Origin of the sequence: Sphingomonas sp. MA1305 (assembly GCF_016107325.1) — a bacterium.
GTDB lineage: Bacteria > Pseudomonadota > Alphaproteobacteria > Sphingomonadales > Sphingomonadaceae > Sphingomonas.
The window spans coordinates 952,841-973,545 of the sequence record NZ_RCVT01000002.1 but is presented as its reverse complement, the minus strand read 5'-3'; the positions used below and the strand labels follow the sequence as shown (position 1 = coordinate 973,545).

Below are 20,705 nucleotides of genomic sequence, written 5' to 3'. Positions count from 1 at the left end.
GTACCCCCTCTTCTCCAGGCTCTACCGCTTTCCTGCGGTCCGTCGCCCGATCTCGTCTAGAAACGCCGTCACGATGTCCGGATGGCTGTTGAAAGGCTCCATGCCAAGCAGCGCCCTTGCCGCCTCGGCCCGGTCACGCCCACCCTCGACCATCGCGTCAAAGACAGCTTCCATTGCCTGGCGCAGTTCGGTCGCGGCGCCTTCGAAGGGCTGTCCGAACGCGTCCGGTGTTTCGGCATTGTTGATCACGATGAGTGGCGCTGGAATTGTCTGTTCGATCAGGCTGAACAGCGCCTTCAGCGGCGCCTTGTCGTCGGAAACCTCGAGCACCTTGCGGACGAGCGGATGGTCGCGATTGATCCTGTAGAAGGACTTTCCGTGCTTGGTCAGATGCGTCCACAGGAACGCCTCGCGGTCACCGAGCTGGCGTTGAATCACCTTGCCGCGGTGCCGGTAGATGCTCGAAGCGCGCGCCCGCGTGGTCCGCGCGATGCGCTGCAGGTCACGCTTCAGCGATGCCGGCGGCCTTGCGCGAGATTTCTTCACGTCGATCTGCCACTGCAGATCGGCCGAGTTTGCCAGATCGATGCGAATCCTGGCGAGCTTGAAATGCTCTTCCTTCTGCATGCCGAGGCCCAGCCAGTCGCCGGCCACGAGCAGCCGGCGGTTCCGGTAGATGTAGAAGCCCTGGTGGGCATTCCACCCCTTCGGACCGGCTGCCGCCTGGTGCTGATCGGGGGTGATGCGGCTGTGGTGTGGCAGGATGAATGGCTTCACCACGATCCTCTCACCATCGGCAACCAGCGTCTCGGCCGTCTGCGGATCCGTGAAATCGACATCCTCGAGGAACGGATCCCACGGTTCGATGGCTCGGCCGTTCATGTGGATCCTGATGGCCCCGCGACCCTTGAGGAAACGGTGAAAGACCATCGAGAGGTGGTGTTTCACTGCGTCGGCGCGCTCCCGGAAATGCTTCTGTGCCACTTCGTCGTCCGCGTCTGCTTCACCGACGAGTGCGTCGAGGCGATCCCAGAAGAGGATCGTGCCGCTCTTCTGCCCGTCGAGCAGGCCATGATCCTCGGCGGTGAGCAGATCCATCTTCTTCAGCAGCCGCCACTCTCCGGTGCGAGTGTTCGCGATGTAGTCGAGATCCCAGCGCCGAAGTGCCGGCAAGGAGCTCTTCGTCCTGCTGAGCACGGTGAGGCAACGGCACTGCGAGATTGATGCCGTCTTCATGCCGAGCCCGAACCTGCCCAGATCATTCGCGGCGCGATCCGCCAAGGGACTGAGACTGCCCGGCTTCATTGCCTGACGAAGCTCGTCCTCGGTCATGCCGCGGCCGTCGTCGCGGATCAGGACCCGCGAATCCCGACCTGCCCACAGCATGTCGATCCAGACATTCTTCGCTTCCGCCGAAATGCTGTTGTCGATGATGTCGGCAAGCGCCGTCGGCAGATCATAGCCGAAGGCTCGGAGAGACTCGAAAAGCTCGGCCGCGCCCGGGCTGGCGAGATCATAGTCTTCCGGATCATCCGACATGATCGAGTGCCTCGGCTTGCGCTTCGGCAGGGTTTTCAGGCTGCCTGGCATTGAGGATCGTCCAGAGCGCGTCGCCGATCCAGCGCGCGAGCAGAGGCGGCACGGCATTGCCGACCTGGACATACTGCTGGGTGCGGTTTCCCTTGAAGAGATAGTTGTCCGGGAAGGTCTGCAGGCGGGCCGCCTCGCGCACCGAGAGACTGCGACACTGAAGCGGGTCGGGGTGAATGAAGTAGTGACCGTCCTTCGAGATGTGGCTCGTTACCGTGGTCGAGGGGCCATCCGACAGCTGGACACGGAAACGGTCGGCGAACTTGCCCGTTGTCCAGTTCGCGTGCTCCGGGGCGAGTTCCTCGGGATAGTCGGATGCCTTGGGCGATCGCCCTACGACCTTCGCGAAGATCGCGGCGAAGAAGTAGCGGGCAAGGTCGCTGGCCATGTGGCCGCGGGTCGTGTGATTGGGGAGCGTTTCGAGTTTCGGATCAACCAGCCAGTCCCTGAGGTCCTTCGGGCAGTCGTCCGCGATGCCGACACCGCGGGCCTCGCGCCCGGGCATTTCGTTGAGGCCTCTGAACGTCCGGAGGCAGCTGGCGGCAAGCTCGGCAAATTCTTCCTGCTCTTTGTCCGCGAGACTGGTCTCCATTTCGGAGACAAATGTCATCGCGATCTCGATCGTCTGCTTCCACTCGTTCTTCCCGTCCGGGTCGCGGCTGAGGCCGCTGCGCAGCTTCGGCATTCCGTCCAGAACATGACCGACGGTGGTCTTCAGATTGTGGCGCACCATGAGCTCTGCCAGCGAGGATGGCGGCAGATCCCTCGCACGGTCGGCGCGGAGACCCACGACAATCACGCGATGCCGCGCCTGCGGAACGCCGAAATCCTCGGCTCGAACGATGAAGTCGGCCGCACGGGGCTCGAACGGGGTCAGGTCGAGTTGCCGGCGTGATCTCGGATCAAGCGCGATCAGCCGATAGGCAGTGGCCCCCGGCCGTTCGCCGCGAAGATCGCTCAGAACCTGATCGAAGATGCGGTTCTCGCCGTCGATCGACGACGAGAGCATGCCCTTGACGTTCTCCATGACGAACGCTGCAGGCTGGAGACGATCGAGGATCCGGATATATTCCCTGTAGAGGAAGTGCTTCTCGTCCTTCTCGGCCTTGTAGTCCTTGACTCCCAGATTGCGGGCACGGCCGACCAGAGAATAGGCCTGACACGGTGGCCCGCCGATCAGGACGGTATGGCCATCGCTGTTCGAGCGGATCGCATCGAGCCGCTCGTTCAGGCGCCTTTCGGGATCTTCCGCGCCAAGCTCGAGCTGCCAAGCCTCCTCAACCGCCGCTGCCCACTGCTCCGGGTATATGCTCTCCCAGTCCGGCTCGTCGCCACCACTGTTGATGAAACTGTAGTATTCCTCCGGGAAGGCTTCGCCGAACTGGCGCAGGAAGCTGCGCAGGCGCAGCGTCGAATGCGCGGTCGCTTCCTTCTCGATCGACAGGGCAATGTGGAAGGCGCGGCCACCATCTTCCGCCGGAACACTGGAAAAGCCCTCGGCCAGCCCCCCCGGGCCTGCAAATATGTCGACAACGGAATATGTTGGCAAGGATCGAACGCTTTCGAGAGTCTCAGGCAAAGGCTCGATGATTATCAGGTCCAAGCGAAAATGACAGACTGCGATCAATGGTCGACATAGTTGATTCGGAAACACGCTCACGTATGATGGCCGGCATCGGCGGACGGGACACGAGGCCCGAGATTCTGCTGCGACGGCGGCTTCACGCCGCCGGCCTGCGTTTCAGGCTGCATGCGGCCCGCCTGCCAGGAAGGCCCGACATCGTTCTGGCGTCGCGCAGGATCGCGATCTTCGTTCACGGCTGCTTCTGGCACCGCCATGCCGGCTGTCACTGGTGCAGCACGCCCGCCACGCGCGCGGATTTCTGGAAATCGAAGTTCGAGGGAAATCTGGTGCGCGACGAGAGGGTGCAGATCGCCCTGCACGAAGGAGGCTGGCGAGTGGGGATCATATGGGAGTGCGGGCTGCGACCGCCCTGGATTGACGCTACGGTCGAGCAGGTAGTGGCGTGGATCCGGAGCGGGTCGGGTGATTTCGAGAGCGCGGTCGTTCGAGGGCGAAACACATAGATTCGGGCAGCGGACCTTGTTACCAAACCTGGAGGTATATCGCTTTTACCTCCAGGATAGGTAACACGCTTGCTTGTTACCAAACCTGGATGCAAATTCCATTTACCTCCAGGATATGTAACAGGCATGACGAGCCCGATTTCCCAGCGCGAAAAACTGCGACGGCTCATGGATGCCACGCCGATCGTCCGGGCCTACGAGCTTCGCCACGCCGGGATCGCAGCCGCAACCATAACCCGCGCAACCGACGACGATGTAGCGCGCCGGCGTAAACATCAGTGGTTACCGAACACGAGGGCGGCAACAGCGCCGTCATATCCGTCCGGCACCTCGGCCTGATCCATCGTCGGAAACACGAGATGGTCCGCCATTGCGGGGTACCGACCAAACCACTCGCTCGAGATCGCCCGGCAACTGCGGCGCAAAGCCGTTGGGCGGGATGACGCGATGGTCGAACAGGAACCCGGCGCGGCCCTCGGCGCGTACCGCGTCGGCGAAGGTCGTTCGCTCGGGCCGCGTCGCAAAGACGAGTCTCGTTCCGTCCTCGCTCCACCCGACGGCCTCGACATCGACCGGCGCGTCGGTGATCCGCACGGCGGTGCCGTCGTCGACCGAGACGCGCCAGGCCTGCGTCCGGCCGCCGACACGCTTGAGATAAGCCAGATATCGTCCGTCGGGCGACCATGCCGGGACGATGGTCGCAGGAAGGCCGCTGCCGGTCCGCGACCCGCGCACGACATTTTCCGCGCGTATCGCCTCGCCACCTTCATCGACGATTCGTGGTTGAGCCCGCGGTTCCAGGCCGAGCACGACCAAGGCCTGGCAGACGCGATTGGCCACGGGGTCAGCGCGCGAGATGACGAACGCGATCCGGCGACCATCGGGCGAGACGGCGAGCGGGCTCGGTCCACCGACCGAGGGGTCGGGCTGGCCGATGTCTCGCAAGGCCAGGAGATCGTCGAGCGAGACCGGTCGTCCCGCTGCGGCGGCCGGGGTGAATGCCGGCATGATGCCGGGGCATGGCGGGGGCGCGGCATTGATACCGGCGACAGCGAGGCCAGCGGCCAGCAGCATAACGCTCACCACGACTTGGTCGCCGAAATCGCGAGGACACGCCCGAAGGGCGAATAATTGGTTGAATCGTAGGGCGTGTCGTACGGCAGCGTCGTCGCGATCGGACTGGGCTTGGCATCCAGGATGTTCTGTGCGGTGACGACAAGGTCGACACCGTGCCACCATGTTGGTCCTGGGCCGGTGCGATAGCGGAGCGTAAGGTCGCCCTGCGTCATGCCGCCGACACGGCGCGCCGGCGTGGTCCGTCGGTCCTCGACCCCGCCGATCCGGCTCACCGCGCCGGTGATCGTCAAGCCGCCCTGGGTCCAGCCGAGGGTGGCTCGTCCGCGAAAATGGGGAGGATTGAAGATCGTGCCGGCCAGGTCGACGACGGGCTGTGCCGGCGTCAGTTGCTGGTCGCTTTGCAGATAGGCGCCGGAAAGGGTGGCGCTGATCTGCCCGGCGCCGAGGCTGCGATCGAGGCGGGCCAGCATGTCGAGGCCCTTCACGCGCTGCCGCCCGGCATTGCGGTTGGCGTTGTCGATGACGGCGACCACGCTCGTGGGGTCATAGGCGCCACCAGTGGCGTTGAGGAACTGCCCCGCCCCGAGACGCAGGCTCTCGAGGGTGGCAAGGCTGGGGGAGCGTAGCACTTGGTCGGCATAGGCGGGATCGGCGAGCGCACGGGCGATGAAGGTGACCGGAGCCACGATGCGATCCCGATAGAGCGTCTCGAAATAGCTGATCTCGACGCTCAGCCCGTCGACCGCGCGGGGATGGATTGCAAGCGTCGTCGACCAGCTTCGCGCACGCTCGGGCTGGAGGGAATCGCGCCCCCCGGACAAGAGCAGGGCGGTGGCCCCAGGCGCCAGGCCGGTCCCGCCGAACACGGTGACGGGAAGTGCGGCGACTACCAGCGGCTGGTAGCGCTGGAGGAGCGTCGGAGCGCGGAAGGACCGGCCCCAGCTCGCCTTCACCGCGACATCGGGCGTTGGCGCGTAGACCAGGCCAAGCTTGGGCGTGGTGACCGCATCGATGCCGGGATAGTCTTCATGGCGAAGGGCCAGGCTGGCATCGAGGCGATGGACAAGCGGGACGGCTTGGGCGGGGCCGATGAGTGGCAGGCTGGCCTCAGCATAGGCGTAGCGACTGTCCTGACGGCGAGCGTATCCAGTTCATGTATGGCCGTTCGTATCGCGAGCGGACCGACGCCATCCCGCTTTATATGCCGGAACTCCCGCTCGTGGGCGAACTCATCGCACCCCTCGGCACACTTGCGATGGCGAGCGCGATACGCGACGGTGCCGACCGGGAATGACTGGCACCGCCGGGCGATGGTATCGGCGCTCACCATCCTTGAGCTCGACGAGATGCAGGCGCGCTATGCGAGCTATCAGGATCTTGCCGAGAAGATACGCTTCCGCTTCATCAATCCGACCGCGACCCTGCACGAGCTGTTCGCGCGGCTGACGTTCAACATCCTGGTCGGCAATGTCGACGATCATACGCGCAACCACGCCGCGTTCTGGGATGGGGCGCAGCTCGCCCTGACGCCCGCCTACGACATTTGCCCACAGGCGCGAGCCGGCGAGGAAGCCAGCCAAGCGATGCTGATTGTGGGCCGGCACCGCTCGAGCCAGATCGCCACCTGCCTGGCCGCCGCCGGCGACTTCCATATGACGTCCGACCAGGCCATTGCGATCGTGTCCAGGCAGATCGAGACCATTGGCGCGCAATGGCTCGCGCTGTGCGACGAGGCGAGCCTAGGGCCGGTGGACAGGGCGCTGTTCTGGGGACGGCAATTCCTCAATCCCTTTGCCTTCTACGAGCTTGAAGGGCCGGCGGCCGTACTCGCGGAGCGCGCCGCCACGATCCGCGGCCAAGTCTGAACCGATCGCGATTGGTCGCCTGCTACCGCTCGGCTAAACTGCAACGAAGACGAGAAGGACGTGAGCACGGAGCCGTCGTCCGCAGGACTGCGGCGGCGGCAAGGGCAGTCAGCATGACCTTGGTCCTGTCAGTTCATCTGGCCACGCAGGAAGGCGATCAGCTTCGGGTCGCTGCCGGTGCGTTCGAGGATAGGCAGGATGACCCGCCATCCGTTGTCGCTGTTGGTCAGGATCACGATGCCGTCGCCGCTCGCACGATCGATCGCGGCGAAGGTGAAGGCCCCGGCATCCTTGCCGGTGTGGAGCATCGTTGTGCCTCCGGGAAATCCGAGAAGCTGCCAGCCGAAGCCAAAGCCGGTCCAGGGTGGACAGCTGGCTGCTTTCGATCCGGCACATATTCCGGGCGTCAGATCGGCCTGCGATTTGCTGCGCTCCGCCGCGACGGACGCGACCAGGCCCCTGTCGTTGCGCGCATCGATGAGGAAGCGCGCATAATCACGCGCTGTCGCGTGCGCGAGATCGGCAGCGTTGTAGCGCGTCACACGCTCTACAGGGAGCGGCTTGCCGGCGTCGTCGTAGGGCACGGCGATCGGCGCCGCCTCGCCTTGCGCCGACACATACCCGGAAGCGCGCATGTGGGCAGGTGCGAACAGCCAGCGGCCAGCCAGCGTCTCGAACGACTGCCCGGTGCGACGCTCGGCGTAGCGCGCGGCATATTGATACCCCTCGCCCGAATAGCCGGTCGTCGTGCCAGGATCATGATCGAACGCCAGCCCCTTGGCATCGCGCCAGTTTGGCAACCCGGTGCGATGGCTCAGCGCCATGCGGACGGTGAGCTTCATCCGCCGGGGATCACGCGACAGGTCGGGATCGCTCCAGTAGCGATCCATCGGCTCGTCGAGCGACAGCCTGTGGGCTGACACCAGGCGCAGGATGACTTCCGCCGTCAGCGGCTTCGTCAGCGAGGCAAGATTATAGGGCGTGGCGACGGTCGCCGCCCGGTTCGGCCCTGCCATGCCCCAGGCGCCCGTCGAGACGATCCGTCCGTTGCGGATCACGGCGACCGAAGCACTCTCCACGTGTAGTTCTCGGAGACGATCCTGCTCGTACCACAGGGTGCCCGGCTGATCGGCAAGTATGACAGCGTCGTCGCGTTCGGGCAGCGCCGTGCGCTGGTGATCTGGCAAAGGCTGATCCTGCCCAACGGCAGCTCGGTGCGGCTCGACAACATGCCCGCCACTGACACGGCAGGCTATGCGGGGCTTGCCGACCGGGTCGATTTCCACACATGGACGCTGCTCAAAGGTGTCGCGATCGCGACCATGCTCGGCGTCGGTTCCGAGCTGTCGATCTCCGGCGGAAGCGACCTCGTGCAGGCGATCCGCCAGTCCGCCCAGATGAACGTCGCGCGGGCCGGCGACCAGATCACCCAGCGCAACCTCGACGTCCAGCCGACGGTCACGATCCGTCCCGGCGCGCCGGTCCGCTTGCTGGTGACCCATGATCTCATCCTCGCCCCTTATCCGGAAAGGACAAGCTGACATGGCCGATCTCAAGCTCGGCAAGCTGCCCGACCGCACGCCGGTCAAGCTGGCCATCACCATCACGCCGGACCTCCAGTCGTCTTTGCAGGCCTATGCTGCGGTCTATGCCTCGACCTACGGCATCGAGGAGCCGGTCACCGAATTGATCCCCGCGATGTTGTCGGCCTTCCTGGAGAGCGATCGGGCGTTCGTGCGCGGGCGCGACGGGCGGGCACGGGGGCAGAAATGATCGAGCGGGCATGGGAAAGGAATATCGAGCCGATGACGATCCAGGTCGCGACGGCGGTCCGGATCACCGGCCTCAGCCGCTCGCGGATCTACGAGCTGATCCAGTCGGGCGACCTTCAGGCGACGAAGTTCGGCCGTGCCACGCTGGTCCAGTATAGCAGCCTCAAGCGGTTGACCGACAATGAGGGTGGCGGAGACGGGCATGCCGGACTTGCTTTGCAACGCGACTAGCTTAGCTCCGTAAACGCCGTGTCGAGACGGGCCAGACGATCGGCGATCGCTCGGCTTACGCTGGCATGAACGTCGTCGGCGAAGTCGTCCGGCATTGCTTCTCTCGCGACGTCCGCGGCCGTGGCGGCTTTTTTGCGAATGTCGGTGATGACCTTGTCGATAATGGTCGGGCCGATACCCGCGGCTCTCGCGGTCTGGACGAAGTGCCGGCCCAGGACTTCCTCGATCCGGTAATGGCGGCTGGTGCCCGCCGACATTGCCAACCGGAAACTCTTCTGTGCCAACTGTCCGCGATCGACAGCATCCTGGACGCTCAGGACATCGTAGAAGGGCGTCAGCTTGAAGCCGCCGCCCGGACGCAGGAAGAGGCTGAAGTTTTTCGCATGTCCGTCGGTCGCGCCGATGAGCCAGAAGATGATCTGGCTCGACAGGAATGTCGCCTGATCCTCGGTCGGATCGTCGCTGCCGCCGAGCAGTCTTATGATGTCCGCCGCGGCGGGACCGCCTTCGCTTTGGTATTTCTGGGAGGATGGCACGCCGAGTGCCTGGCAGCAGTCTTCCTGCGGAATGCGCAGCAGTCGGCCATCGGCGAGCAATCGGCGATCGAACCGCTCGACGACCAGCGCGCGTCGCGCCCCGAAGGTGACGATCTCGGTCTTAGCGACCGGCAAGCCGAAGGCGCTCAGCAGCGCCAGACAGTAATGCTCGTTGTCGACGCTGGCGGTCATGTCGACCGTGCCGGTCGAGGTTGGAATCTCGCCGAGCTGAGGCTTCAGGATATGCGTTGTCGGAGTCGTTCCGATTGGACGCAGCCACTGGCCGTCGTGGCGTAGCAGCGCGGTCTTCTCCTGCGCACCGGCGATCGAGATTCGGAATTCCTGGCTAGGATCGATCCCGAGCGGCGCACCTTTGAGATTGTCGAGGAGGTGTTCGATATCCTCGTCGGCCAAAGCTTCGCCCCGTATATCGCCTGTGGCATCGATGGCTTCACCGTCGGGCAGAAACTGCATCGCGCCCACGCAATCCCGGCCGATGCGGGCCAAGAGACTGTATGGATCGGTACCTTCGGCACCGGTGCGCTCCGCCACGCGGCGTCGAATATCGGCGCTGTCGGGGAGCAGGTTGTCGAAAACGGCGAGTACCGGCGCGCCGCGATAGGTGGTTGCGCGAAGCGGCAGCGACAGCGAGGCCGCAAATGCGTGCTCCCACTCGAGCCAGCTCTGATCATAGCGGAACGATACGGCGCCGCTCGTTTCCTTCTCGAGGCGGCCGACGAGGCGATTATTGATCAGCACGTTCAGGGGAATGTGGGTCTTGCGGCGTGCCATTGTCAGAAGATTTCGCTCAGGTCAGCGCTGCCCTTGCTGCGCGGTGCGATCTGCATGTCGAGGTCGAGCGCTGCCAGGATACCGAACAGGGTGTCGAGCTTCGTACCCGTCTGCCCGCTTTCGATGCGGGAGATCGTCTTCTGCCCGGTGCCAACCAAGGCCGCCAGAGCCTGCTGGGTGAGGTTGTGCTTGGTCCGGGCGTTATGGATGAGCGCACCGAGCTGTTTGGGAGAGCGAGCAATATGGGCCACGGGAGACGCCTTTCAGTGACGGCATACCCTATAAGGGATAAATTAGCGATATACCTTGAAGGGTATATTGTGTATTTATACCCTGCAGGGAGTAAATGCAATTTATACCCTGTGGGGCATTATCAACGTTAAGGACGCTGGGCTATATCGGGCGTCCGCGAGGGTAGCGGCCAGAGGCGGGGAAGAGCTATTCTCGTCAGCATGGTTGGACGACGACATGTAACGCGCGCGATTCCAACGTTTGCCAGCCTTGCCTTCACGCCCTTGCGCAGATTTGGGTGGGGCGCCGTCGATATCCACCAAGCATTGCGATACTCGCGCTCTTTGCCTCGGGTCACAAAACAGAATGGATCCAGACGGAGCAGCTTGGCACCACGCCAGCGGCGTCGATGCCGTTCCTGCAGCATCGCGAGAGACGGTAGCGAATGTCCCTCGCGAGCACCCCGGAGGCCCCAGAGAGGCTCTACTCCACTTAGCGGGGAAACAGGACCTTAGCGGTTCCCAACCGCAAAAACCGAAAGGTGGTACCCATGTCCGCTAATCCTGACCGCTTTCTCCGTCTGAACGCCGTCCTGGCGCAGACAGGACTTTGCCGTTCCACCCTATATCGCAAGATGGCCGACGGCACCTTTCCAAGGAGCACTCAGCTCAGCACCCGCTGCATAGGTTGGCGTGCATCGGCCATCGACGAGTGGATGCGCAATCCCGCTTCCTACGATCCTGCGAAATGACGCCATCATCGCATGGCAGGCGTAGCAAGTCCTACGCTCGCTTGCGAAACTTGCCCTTGATGACGGCACCGCCGATCCGGAGTTGGTCGAGATAATCCGACCACCACTGCGCCATGCGCACCCGTTCCGCCCAGTGCGCGCCGCGATGATAGGCGGCGCGCACCTTGTCCTTCTCGCCATGGGCCAGCGCGCGCTCGATGGCATCGGGATGCCACAGCCCTGACTCGTTGAGGAGCGTGCTGGCCATGGCGCGGAAGCCGTGGCTGGTCATCTCATCGTTCTCGAACCCCAAGCGGCGCAGCGCGACGTTCAGCGTATTGTCCGAGATGCAGCGCTTAGTGGTATGGAGCGCCGGGAAGAGGAATTCGCTGTCCCGCGCCAGCGACCGCAGATCCTGCAACAGGAACAGCACCTGCCGCGACAAGGGTACGGCATGCGGCTGCTTCATCTTCATGCGCTCGGCCGGCACGCGCCAGACCTTTTCGGCGAAGTCGATCTCGCTCCACTTCGCCTGCCGCAACTCTCCCGGGCGCAGGAAGACATGCGGCGCGATCCTGAGTGCATGCAGGGTCTCGGGCCGGCCCGTGTACCCGTCTATTGCGCGCAGCAGGTCGCCGACTTTCTTGGGCTCGACGATCGCCGCATGATGCTTGACCCTGGGAACAGTAAGGGCGCCGCGCAGGATGTCGGCTGGATTACGCTCGGTGCGCAGGGTCGCGAAACCATAGCGGAAGACACGGCCGGCGAAGGAGCGGAGCCGAAGCGCCGTCTCATGATGCCCGCGACGCTCGACCCGCTTCAGCACGTCGAGAAGCTCATGCGGGGTGATCGCCGCGATCGGACGCTTGGCGATGCCGTCGAGGAGTTCGAGGAACCAGCGCGCTTTCTTGATGGTAGCGGGGGAACGGCCCTCGCGCTCCATCTTCTCGATATATTCCCCGGCGACGAGCGCGAACGTCGTCTGCGCCGCCAGTTCGGCCTTCAGCCGCCGCTGGCGCTTTTCCTCGACGGGATCGATCCCGTCATCGAGTTCGGCCTTGGCCTCGTCGCGCTTCTTGCGCGCCTGCACCAAGGTGACATCGGGGAAACTGCCCAGCGAAAGTTTCCGCTCGATGCCGCAGCACCGGTAGCGAAAGCGCCAGAGCAGGGCGCCGGATGGCTGCACCAGTAGATACAGGCCTTCCGAATCGGCCACCTTGTAGGGACGCTCTGCCGGTTTCAGCGCCCGGATCTGCACAACCGTAAGCATGGGGCCACGCCTCCTGCAACGTTCGTGGCCCCATGATTCGTGGCCCCTTTTGAGTGGGCCACGGCGGAACATAATGAGATTTCACGGGACCGCCGAGAGGCATTTTACCGCAGATTTCTGCGGTTTTCCAGGTTTGTTCCGGGGACGTGATGGTGCCGCTTACAGGACTCGAACCTGTGACCCCCGCATTACGAATGCGATGCTCTACCAGCTGAGCTAAAGCGGCAAGGCGGCCGGACGACCGCACTGGTGAGGCGGGCGCTTAGCAGGGGTGGCGGCCACTGACAAGCACGCAGATCGTCGCTTTCCACCCGTCGCGGCCTTTACGTCGCGTTTACCACGGAGCGTGCACACCGCCCGACGATCAGGGCGAAAGGCCCGATGTTCGAAGGGTCTGGGCATGGATACGGCGGGCGAATACGAGCACGAGGGGGCATATGCGGGCTCCGGCGCGCCGAGCGGAGCGAGCGCGGATCCGCTGGCCGACCTCGTCGTGCCGCCCGATGCCGAGATCGACGAGGGCGGCGTCGCCGATCCGATGTTCGACATCGGCGGCGACGAGCGGCGCATGCACGTGCGCGCCTACAACCATTGGGTGTCGCTGCTGAAGGGGCGCCCCTATCCGGCGATCGACGACCTCGACCCAGGCAATATCGCCGATTTCGGTCCGCACAGCGTGCTGCTCGATTTCTCCGACGGGCTCGACGATCCCAGCATCGCCTATCTCGGCCGGTCGCTACGCGAGGAATGCGGGCTGGAGACCAGCATCACCCGCATCGCCGACGTGCCGGGTCGCTCCTTGTTGTCGCGGCTGACCGACCATTATCTGCAGATCATCGCCAATCGCGCGCCGATCGGCTTCGAGGCGGAATTCGTCGGCACGCGCGGCCGCACGACGCTGTACCGCGGCATCCTGATGCCCTTTTCGTCGGACGGCGACGCGATCGACTTCATCTATGGCGTGATCAACTGGAAGGAGATGGTCGACCAGGCGACCCAGGCGACGCTGGATGCGGAGCTCGACGCCGCGATCCGCGCCGCGCCGCGCCCGCCGGCGGAGGCGCCGGTCTGGGCCGACGGGCCGAGCCATGGGGTCGAGGCGGAGCCGGCGACCGCCCCCGCAATCGCCGCGGCCGAAGAGCCCCTGCTCACCGGCACCTTGGGCGACCGGTTGATGATCGCGCGGGAAAGCGCCGCCGCCGTGCGCGCGGCCGATACGCGTGGCCGTGCCGCTCTGTACCGCGCCTTGAGTCGCGCCCATGATTTCGCTTTGGCCTGTCAGGCGGATCCCGAGGGGCTTGCCGCCCTGCTCGCCGCCAGCGGCTTGAAGCAGCAGCCGCGCGCGCCGCTGACGCCGCTGGTCAAGCTCGTCTTCGGCGCGGATTACGACAAGACGCGGCTCGCCGAATATGCCGCGGTGCTCGGCCATGCCCAGCGCGCCACGCTGCCCGCCGGCGGCTTGATGCCGCTGCTCGAGGCGACGGAGGGCGGGGTCAAGGCGCTGGTCGCGGCGGAGCGCGCCGCGCGCCGCCCGGTCAAGACGCCCGACAGGTTCGATCGCGCCGCGGCGGAATTGCGCGCGCTGCCCGTGCTCGGCAAGCTGGCGATGGGCGCTGGCGGCGACGAATTCGTGCTGTTGCTCGCCCGCGCCGCGGGGGGCGATACGGTGGAGGTGATTAAGCGCGTCGACAACAAGACGCTGGTCGCTTCCGCGCTCAAAAAGGCGGCTGGCTGACGCGGTCGCCGCGTCATTCGGCCATATTGAGGACTGCGAACGGCGCCTGCGCTGCCTAGGCGTAAGCAACGAAACGTCTTTTCGCGGTTAGTTCCTTCCAACGCGAAGAAATTATTGCACTGCGGCAAGTCTTGAGGTTGCGGTGCGAGGGGAGCATAGGCGCGGCCATGGCCGACCAAGACAAGAGCATGGCCGCGGCTCTGGCCGCCAGGCTGACCAAGGGCGCGCTGCCGGGAGAGTTGACGGGCTTCGGAGACGCCGAGCGCGCCGCCGCCGCCGCGTTCGTCGCGCAGACCGCCGCCACCCGCCCCGCGGGTTCCGCGGGAATCGCGCTGGAGCCGATCGCATCCGACGACACGCGCCGCCGCATGCGCCTCGCCATCGTCAACGACGACATGCCCTTTCTGGTCGATTCGATCGCCGCGGCGATCGGCGAGCAGGATCTCGACATCGACCGGATCATCCACCCCGTCGTCCGCGTCAGCCGCGACGGCGAGGGCCGGCTGACCGATATCGGCGGCGCGGGGCAGCCCGAATCGATGATCTACATCGAGATGGAACGTGCCGATGCGCGCGACCGGCGCGGCCTGGTCGATGATCTGGGCGCCGTGCTCGCCGACGTGCGCGCCGCGGTCGCCGACTGGCCCGCGCTGCAACGGGCGATGGCGCGCGACGAGGCGACGCTGCCGCAGGGCGAAGGCGCGCAGCTGCTGCAATGGTTCCTCGACGGCCATTTCACCCTGCTCGGCCATCAGATCTGGCGCCGCGACGGCAGCGCCGGCGAGGCGCTGGGCATCGTGCGCAACCCGCACGAGACGCCGGTGCTCGCCGAGGCGAGCCGCGCGCTGGCGATCGAGTGGTTCGAAAAGGGCAATGACGCCCCGCTGCTGCTCAAATCCAGCCTGATCTCCACCGTCCATCGCGCCGTGCCGCTCGATCTGGTGCTGGTCCCGCTGGTCGAGGGCGGTGCGATCACCGGCCTGTCGATCCATGCCGGCCTGTGGACCAGCGCCGCTTTGTCCGCCGCGCCGCGCGACGTGCCGGTGCTGCGCGCCCGCCTGTCGGCGCTCAAGGCGAAGTTCGGCTTCGATCCCAAGGGCCATGCCGGTAAGGCGCTGACCCATGCGTTGACCGCCCTGCCGCACGATCTCGTCATCGCCTTCGATCCGGCCTCGCTGGAAGAGGTGGTGCTGACCGCGATGAGCCTCGCCGACCGGCCGCGGCCGGCGCTGGTGCTGGTCCGCTCCGCCTTGGGCCGCCACCTGTTCGCCTTCGCCTGGTTGCCGCGCGACGACCTGACCACCGCGCGACGCGTCGCGATCGGCCAGATGCTCGCCGAAGCCTCCAACGGCGCGATCCTCAACTGGTCGATCAGCCTCGACGACGGCGTCGTCGCGCTGCTCCGCTACACGATCGATCTGCGCGGCGCCGGCCGCATGCCGGATACCGCGCCGCTCGCCGAACGGCTCGAGCGGATGGTGCGCGGCTGGGTACCGGCGGTCGAGGCGGCGCTGGTCGCCGATGTCGGCGCGGCCCGCGCCGCACGCCTCGCGCTGCGCCACGCCAATGCCTTCCCGCAGGGCTATCGCAACAGCAACAGTGCCGAGGAAGCCGCCGCCGACATCGAGCGGCTCGCCGGGCTGGAAGCGGCCGGCAGCCGCGCGGTACGCCTGTCAAAGCGCGGCGACGCCACCAAGCTCAAGATCTACCGCCAGGGTGGCGCGCTGGCGCTGTCCGACGCGGTGCCGGTGCTGGAGAATTTCGGCTTCCGCGTGATCGAGGAGGTGCCGACCGCGCTGGGCGACGATGCGCATTCGTCGATCCATGAATTCCTGGTCGAGGCGAGCGGCCCGCTGTCCTGCGACGCGACGATGCTGGAAGGCGCGATCGCGGCGGTGCTGGAAGGCCGTGCGGAAAACGACGCGTTCAATCGGCTGATCGTCGACGTCGGGCTCAGCCCGCAGGCGGTGGTGCTGCTGCGCGCCTGGTTCCGCTATCTGCGCCAGGCGGGCTTGACCTACGGCCTGACCACCGTCGTCGATGCGCTGCGTCGCGCGCCCAAGGTCGCCAATGCGCTGATCGCGCGCTTCGCCGCCGCGCATGACCCCGCCGGCAACGGCGATGCGCATGCGGCGGACGAGGCGATCGAGCGCGGCCTCGATGCCGTGTCGGCGATCGACGACGATCGCATCCTGCGCGCCTATCGGCATCTGATCGCGGCGACGCTGCGCACCAACGCCTTCGCGCCCGCGGCGCAGGAGGCGCTGGCGTTCAAGCTCGACAGCCATCTCATCCCCGGCCTGCCCGCGCCGGTGCCGTGGCGCGAGATCTGGGTCTATTCCCCGCGCGTCGAGGGCATCCACCTGCGCGCCGGTCCGGTCGCCCGCGGCGGCCTGCGCTGGTCCGACCGGCGCGACGACTTCCGCACCGAGATCCTTGGCCTGATGAAGGCGCAACGGGTCAAGAATGCGGTGATCGTGCCGACCGGCGCCAAGGGCGGCTTCTATCCGAAACAGCTCCCCTCGCCCGCGGTCGATCGCGACGCCTGGCTGGCGGAGGGGACGGAAAGCTACCGGATCTTCATCCGCTCGCTGCTGTCGATCACCGACAATATCGTCGAAGGGCGCGTCGTCCATCCGAACGGCGTGCGCATCCTCGATGGCGAGGATCCCTATTTCGTCGTCGCCGCCGACAAGGGCACGGCAACGTTCAGCGACGTCGCCAACGCGCTGGCGCTGGAACGCGACTTCTGGCTGGGCGACGCCTTCGCCAGCGGCGGCAGCGTCGGTTACGACCACAAGGCGATGGGCATCACCGCCAAGGGCGCCTGGGTCTCCGTGCAGCGCCATTTCGCGGAACGCGGCGTCGACGTGCAGACCGACAGCATCCGCGTCGTCGGCTGCGGCGACATGTCGGGCGACGTGTTCGGCAACGGCATGCTGTTGTCCAAGGCGATCAAGCTGGTCGCCGCCTTCGACCACCGCCACATCTTCATCGATCCCGATCCCGATCCGGCGACGAGCTGGGACGAGCGCGCACGCATGTTCGCGCTGCCACGGTCGAGCTGGGCGGATTACGACACCACGCTGATCAGCAAGGGCGGCGGCGTCTGGGCGCGCAGCGAGAAGAGCATCAGGCTGTCCGACGCGGCGCGCGATGCGCTCGGCCTGACGCAGAGCGAGATGGACCCGGCCAGCCTGATCTCCGCGATCCTCAAGGCGCCGGCCGATCTGCTCTGGTTCGGCGGTATCGGCACCTATGTGAAGGCGGCGGCGGAGAATAACGCCGCGGTCGGCGATCCCGCCAACGACCGCCTGCGCGTCAATGCCGAGGATCTGCGCGTCATCGCGGTCGGCGAAGGCGCGAATCTGGGCGTCACCCAGGCGGCCCGCATCGCCTTCTCCACGCGCGGCGGCCGGATCAACACCGACTTCATCGACAATTCGGCCGGCGTCGATTGTTCGGACAATGAGGTCAACATCAAGATCGCGCTCAACCGCGAGATGATCGAGGGTCGCCTCTCGTTCGAGGACCGCAACACGCTGCTCGCCAGCATGACCGACGACGTCGCGCATCTGGTGCTGGAGGACAATCGCCTGCAGACGCTGGCGCTGTCGATCGCGGAGGCGGACGGCGCCGCGGCGATCCCCTCCTATGTCCGCCTGATCGAGATCTTCGAGAATGCGGGCCGGCTCGACCGTGCGGTCGAGGGGCTGGCGGGGAACGAGGATCTGCTGCGCCGCGGGCTGGAGGGCCAGGGGCTGACCCGGCCGGAGCTCGCCGTGCTGCTCGCCACCGCGAAGCTGTCGCTGCAGGACGGCATCGAGCGCGCGCCGCTGGCGCTGGCGCCCGAACTCGCGCCCGATCTGCACGCCGCCTTCCCGCCGGCGATGCGGCAGCGGTTCGCCAAGGCGATCGACGAGCATCGTCTGCGTGGCGAGATCGTCGCGACCAAGCTCGCCAATCGCATCGTCAACCGGCTGGGTGTCCTCTATCCCTTCGAGCTGGCGGAGGAGGAAGGCGCCAGCGTTGCCGACATCGCCGCGATGTTCGTCGTCGCGGAACGGCTGTTCGGCCTCGACGGGCTGTGGGCGCAGATCGAGGCGGCGCCGATCGCCGAGGGTGCGCGCATCGCCCTGTTCAACGAGGTGGCGGTGGCGACACGCTCGCATATCGCCGACCTGTTGCGTGCGGTGGCGCCGGGCACGCTGCCCGCCGCCGTGCTCGACCGGATCGGCAAGCGCGTCGGCCAGCTGGAGGCCCAGACATCGTCGCTGCTGCTCGAGGAAGCGAGCGCGCAGAGCGCGCGCATCGCCGCCGAGCTGGAGGCGGCGGGCGCCCCGGCGGAGCTGGCACAGCGCGTCGTCCGCCTGTTCGAGCTCGACGGCGTCATCGGCCTCGCCGCGCTCGGCGAACGCCAGGGCATCGACGAGATCGAGCTGACCCGTGCCTTCACGCACCTGGGGCAGGCGCTCGGCCTCGACTGGGCGCAGGGCGTCGCGGCGCGGATCGTGTCGAGCGATCCGTGGGAGCGATTGCTGCTCGCCGGTCTGGCGCGCGACTTCCAGCAGCTGCGGCTCGAGTTCCTGTCGCGCGCCGGCACCAGCCCGCGCGCGGCGGCGGACGACTGGCTGGCGCGCAATGCGGCGCGCGTCGGCCAATTCAAGGCGGTGATCGACCGCGCCCGTCATGCGGCGCAGCCGAGCGCGGCAATGCTCGCGCAGATCGCGGGTCAGGCGCGGGTGCTGCTCGGTCGGTAGACGCTTCGCTGTCGCATGACGCGTACCATCGCTTCACCCTCCCCTTCAGGGGAGCGGACGGGGGTGGGGCCTCGCCACAGGCGCTCCGCGAGCGGATATGCCCCCCCGATCCCCTCAGGGCTCCGTGGCCGTTAACCCCGCGCCAAGCCTCGCTTCGCCCGCTGCTTCGCGGCCAGTTCCGCCTTCCAGCCGCGCGCACGCCACCACATGATCACGCCCGTGACGGCGAGCAGCGCGGGCAGCAGACCGCCGAGGAAGATGATCGTCTGCCACACCGGCCCCATGCCGGTGCCGTCGTGGATGCGGCGCATCAGCCGGGCGATGCCGCCCTGCCCGCGCGCCGGCGCGGCGACCGCGACGCCGCTGTCGTCGGCGACCTTGACGCTGCTGCCCGCCGCGCCGTCGCCGGCGAAGGCGACGGTCCAGTCGGCGGACGTTTCGGTCGGCCAGCTGATCGAGCGCAGCTCGCCGCGCGCCACCGAACCGGCCCGCGCGATCACCGCCTCCGGCGTCAGCGCGGGCGCGGCGATCGGCGCGGCGCGGGCGGCGGCACGCGGATCGGGGCCGCGTTGCGCCGATTGCCCCGACAGCGCGCCGAAGAAGGCGGGGAAGCTGATCCAGGCGCCGGTCAGCGACAGCACGAACAGCGGCAACGCCACCCAGAAGCCGGCGAGATAATGAAGGTTGGTGTCGGTGTTGCGATGCCGCCGCCAGCGCAGGCCGCGCAGCCAGGCGCCGACGGTCGGCCACCACAGCCACAGGCCGGTGAAGCTGGAGATCATCATCGCCACGCCGATCCAGCCGACGATGGTGCGGCCGACGCCGGGCAGCTGCAGGCTGCCGTGCAGCCCGTGCAGGAAGCGGACGAGGCCGGCGTTACGGTCGGCGACGACCAGCACCTTGCCGGTTGGCGGGTCGAGATAGACCATGGTCCGCGACGGCGGCCCGCCGCGCCCCTTGCCGCCCGCCTTGCCCGCGGCGGCGGGGGCCGCGGCGACGACCACCGGCCCGTGGCCGTCGGGCAGGGTCACCTGCGCGATCCGGTCGCCGGGCTTGAGCGCGGCACGCGCCGCCGCGACATAGGCGGAGGGCGCCAGCAGCCGGTCGCCGCTGACCGCATAGCGCGCCGCATTGGCGAGCCGGTCGAGCGGCTCGTCCCACACCAGCGCCGCGCCCGACAGGCACAGCGGTACGATCAGGATCGCCAGGATCAGCCCGATCCATTTGTGCACCTGGAACCAGGTCCGCCGCCACGCCAGCTTGTTCATCATCGTCTCCACGCCGAGCCGCCGCGCGTCGCATGGCCGCCATAACCGGTCAATCGCATCAGCTGTCCGCCCAGCGGCGCAGCAGATTGTGGTAGACGCCGGTCAGCCGCACCACCGCCGCATCACCCTGGCTCAGCGCCGCCGCGGTCGCCTGCACCCCCTGGTCGAGCTCGAACAGCAGCCGCCGGGCACCGTCGTCGCGCACCATCGATTCGATCCAGAAGAAGGATGCGGTGCGCACCCCGCGCGTCACCGGCGTGACGCGGTGCAGGCTGGATGCCGGATACAGCACCATATGGCCGGCCGGCAGCTTCACCGTCTGCGGCCCGAACTGGTCTTCGATCACCAATTCGCCGCCATCGTAGGTGGCCGGATCGTCGAGGAACAGCGTCGCCGACAGATCGGCGCGGAGGCGGAAGTCGGTGCCGCGCCGCATCCGGATCGCATTGTCGACGTGCAGCCCGAAATCCTCGCCGCCGGCATAACGGTTGAACAAAGGCGGAAAGACCTTCCGCGGCAGCGCCGCCGCCACGAACAGCGGCGATCGACCGAGCGCGTCGAGCACCAGGCCGCCCGCCTCGCGCGCCGCGGCATCGTCTTCCGGCAGTTGGCGATTGCGCTTGGCGAGCGCCGCCTGCGGCCCCGACGTCGCATTGCCGTCGATCCAGTCCGCCGCGTCGATCAGCCCGCGCACCCGCGCCAACGCCGCCGCATCCAGCACTTCGGCAATCGCGATCAGCATCGGCTCTCCTCGTCTCCT

General features: G+C 66.7%; 17 protein-coding genes, 1 tRNA gene and 1 pseudogene. 8 read left to right on the top strand and 11 right to left on the bottom strand.

What is annotated here, in order from left to right:
- Positions 1-21 precede the first annotated feature (21 nt).
- Both D9601_RS12665 and D9601_RS12660 read right to left on the bottom strand, forming a co-directional pair.
- Entirely contained in the window at positions 22-1,590 is a 1,569-nt protein-coding gene (locus D9601_RS12665; protein ID WP_198354334.1) for an ATP-binding protein, read from the bottom strand.
- Complete coding sequence (locus D9601_RS12660) at positions 1,529-3,193, bottom strand: DNA cytosine methyltransferase (RefSeq protein ID WP_232474080.1); 1,665 nt, start codon at positions 3,191-3,193, stop codon at positions 1,529-1,531. Before D9601_RS12660 ends, D9601_RS12665 begins: the two co-directional genes overlap by 62 nt.
- Before the next feature lie 23 nt (positions 3,194-3,216).
- On the opposite strand from D9601_RS12660, the gene D9601_RS12655 reads away from it, so the two are divergent.
- The gene (locus D9601_RS12655) at positions 3,217-3,678 is read left to right on the top strand and encodes a very short patch repair endonuclease (RefSeq protein WP_198354333.1); all 462 of its coding nucleotides are present in this window, start codon (positions 3,217-3,219) and stop codon (positions 3,676-3,678) included.
- Positions 3,679-3,990: 312 nt separating this feature from the next.
- On the opposite strand, the gene D9601_RS12650 is transcribed toward D9601_RS12655, so the two are convergent.
- Positions 3,991-4,761: a PD40 domain-containing protein gene (locus D9601_RS12650; RefSeq protein ID WP_198354332.1), complete on the bottom strand. Its 771-nt coding sequence runs from the start codon at positions 4,759-4,761 to the stop codon at positions 3,991-3,993.
- Positions 4,758-5,846, bottom strand: a complete 1,089-nt coding sequence (locus tag D9601_RS12645) for a TonB-dependent receptor domain-containing protein (protein ID WP_332837996.1) — start codon at positions 5,844-5,846, stop codon at positions 4,758-4,760. Before D9601_RS12645 ends, D9601_RS12650 begins: the two co-directional genes overlap by 4 nt.
- On the opposite strand from D9601_RS12645, the gene D9601_RS12640 reads away from it, so the two are divergent.
- Positions 5,784-6,620: a HipA domain-containing protein gene (locus D9601_RS12640; RefSeq protein WP_198354331.1), complete on the top strand. Its 837-nt coding sequence runs from the start codon at positions 5,784-5,786 to the stop codon at positions 6,618-6,620. The two genes, D9601_RS12645 and D9601_RS12640, sit on opposite strands and share 63 nt — an antisense overlap.
- 128 nt (positions 6,621-6,748) lie before the next feature.
- Here the strand turns inward: D9601_RS12640 and D9601_RS12635 are convergent, their stop codons facing one another.
- Positions 6,749-7,678, bottom strand: coding sequence for a serine hydrolase domain-containing protein (locus D9601_RS12635; RefSeq protein ID WP_332837995.1), 930 nt, complete (start codon positions 7,676-7,678; stop codon positions 6,749-6,751).
- Positions 7,679-7,717: 39 nt separating this feature from the next.
- Here D9601_RS12635 and D9601_RS12630 point away from each other — a divergent pair.
- The 3 genes and pseudogenes from D9601_RS12630 to D9601_RS12620 all read left to right on the top strand — a co-directional run.
- Positions 7,718-8,161: pseudogene (locus tag D9601_RS12630) on the top strand (TrbI/VirB10 family protein); the annotation flags it as partial.
- Position 8,162: 1 nt separating this feature from the next.
- The gene (locus D9601_RS12625; RefSeq protein ID WP_198354330.1) at positions 8,163-8,393 is read left to right on the top strand and encodes a DUF2274 domain-containing protein; all 231 of its coding nucleotides are present in this window, start codon (positions 8,163-8,165) and stop codon (positions 8,391-8,393) included.
- 32 nt (positions 8,394-8,425) lie between these two features.
- The gene (locus D9601_RS12620) at positions 8,426-8,623 is read left to right on the top strand and encodes a helix-turn-helix domain-containing protein (RefSeq protein WP_232474079.1); all 198 of its coding nucleotides are present in this window, start codon (positions 8,426-8,428) and stop codon (positions 8,621-8,623) included.
- Here the strand turns inward: D9601_RS12620 and D9601_RS12615 are convergent.
- Entirely contained in the window at positions 8,620-9,951 is a 1,332-nt protein-coding gene (locus tag D9601_RS12615) for a type II toxin-antitoxin system HipA family toxin (RefSeq protein ID WP_198354328.1), read from the bottom strand. The genes D9601_RS12620 and D9601_RS12615 overlap by 4 nt on opposite strands.
- A gap of 2 nt (positions 9,952-9,953) precedes the next feature.
- Positions 9,954-10,202, bottom strand: a complete 249-nt coding sequence (locus tag D9601_RS12610; RefSeq protein WP_198354327.1) for a helix-turn-helix domain-containing protein — start codon at positions 10,200-10,202, stop codon at positions 9,954-9,956.
- Positions 10,203-10,732: 530 nt separating this feature from the next.
- Between D9601_RS12610 and D9601_RS12605 the strand changes: the two genes are divergently transcribed.
- Positions 10,733-10,933 (top strand): helix-turn-helix transcriptional regulator, encoded by a 201-nt coding sequence (locus D9601_RS12605; RefSeq protein WP_084220569.1) that lies wholly within the window; start codon positions 10,733-10,735, stop codon positions 10,931-10,933.
- A 31-nt stretch (positions 10,934-10,964) separates the two neighbouring features.
- On the opposite strand, the gene D9601_RS12600 is transcribed toward D9601_RS12605, so the two are convergent.
- Both D9601_RS12600 and D9601_RS12595 read right to left on the bottom strand, forming a co-directional pair.
- Entirely contained in the window at positions 10,965-12,182 is a 1,218-nt protein-coding gene (locus tag D9601_RS12600) for a tyrosine-type recombinase/integrase (RefSeq protein ID WP_198354497.1), read from the bottom strand.
- Positions 12,183-12,332: 150 nt separating this feature from the next.
- Positions 12,333-12,408 (bottom strand) — tRNA-Thr (locus D9601_RS12595).
- A 174-nt stretch (positions 12,409-12,582) separates the two neighbouring features.
- Between D9601_RS12595 and D9601_RS12590 the strand changes: the two genes are divergently transcribed.
- Complete coding sequence (locus tag D9601_RS12590) at positions 12,583-13,917, top strand: PAS domain-containing protein (RefSeq protein ID WP_443024740.1); 1,335 nt, start codon at positions 12,583-12,585, stop codon at positions 13,915-13,917.
- Positions 13,918-14,084: 167 nt separating this feature from the next.
- The gene (locus tag D9601_RS12585) at positions 14,085-18,677 is read left to right on the top strand and encodes an NAD-glutamate dehydrogenase (RefSeq protein WP_198354326.1); all 4,593 of its coding nucleotides are present in this window, start codon (positions 14,085-14,087) and stop codon (positions 18,675-18,677) included.
- Positions 18,678-18,808: 131 nt separating this feature from the next.
- Here the strand turns inward: D9601_RS12585 and D9601_RS12580 are convergent, their stop codons facing one another.
- Together D9601_RS12580 and D9601_RS12575 are read right to left on the bottom strand one after the other, a co-directional pair.
- Positions 18,809-19,948 carry a PepSY-associated TM helix domain-containing protein gene (locus D9601_RS12580; protein WP_232474186.1) on the bottom strand — a complete coding sequence of 380 codons (1,140 nt, stop codon included), beginning with the start codon at positions 19,946-19,948 and terminating at the stop codon, positions 18,809-18,811.
- 55 nt (positions 19,949-20,003) lie between these two features.
- Positions 20,004-20,687 (bottom strand): Fe2+-dependent dioxygenase, encoded by a 684-nt coding sequence (locus D9601_RS12575; protein WP_198354325.1) that lies wholly within the window; start codon positions 20,685-20,687, stop codon positions 20,004-20,006.
- Positions 20,688-20,705 lie beyond the last annotated feature (18 nt).